The sequence below is a fragment of the Enterobacter sp. EC_64 genome (assembly GCF_019584165.1).
Lineage (GTDB): Bacteria > Pseudomonadota > Gammaproteobacteria > Enterobacterales > Enterobacteriaceae > Enterobacter > Enterobacter roggenkampii.
This window is the reverse complement of the sequence record NZ_VDAS01000080.1, coordinates 1-548: the sequence shown is the minus strand read 5'-3', so window position 1 is coordinate 548 and position 548 is coordinate 1. Positions and strand designations below refer to the sequence as shown.

The 548-nt window shown below is 52.7% G+C and carries 1 pseudogene; it reads left to right on the top strand.

Features of this window, described 5'->3' with window-relative positions:
• Positions 1 to 402: pseudogene (locus FHC52_RS22525) on the top strand (IS5-like element IS5 family transposase); the annotation flags it as partial.
• Positions 403 to 548: the final 146 nt, after the last annotated feature.

Here is a 548-nt window from a genome sequence, read left to right as displayed (position 1 = left end):
GTCACCACCGCGGCCAACGAGCATGACCTCAATCAGCTGGGTAATCTGCTGCATGGAGAGGAGCAATTTGTCTCAGCCGATGCCGGCTACCAAGGGGCGCCACAGCGCGAGGAGCTGGCCGAGGTGGATGTGGACTGGCTGATCGCCGAGCGCCCCGGCAAGGTAAGAACCTTGAAACAGCATCCACGCAAGAACAAAACGGCCATCAACATCGAATACATGAAAGCCAGCATCCGGGCCAGGGTGGAGCACCCGTTTCGCATCATCAAGCGACAGTTCGGCTTCGTGAAAGCCAGATACAAGGGGTTGCTGAAAAACGATAACCAACTGGCGATGTTATTCACGCTGGCCAACCTGTTTCGGGCGGACCAAATGATACGTCAGTGGGAGAGATCTCACTAAAAACTGGGGATAACGCCTTAAATGGCGAAGAAACGGTCTAAATAGGCTGATTCAAGGCATTTACGGGAGAAAAAATCGGCTCAAACATGAAGAAATGAAATGACTGAGTCAGCCGAGAAGAATTTCCCCGCTTATTCGCACCTTCC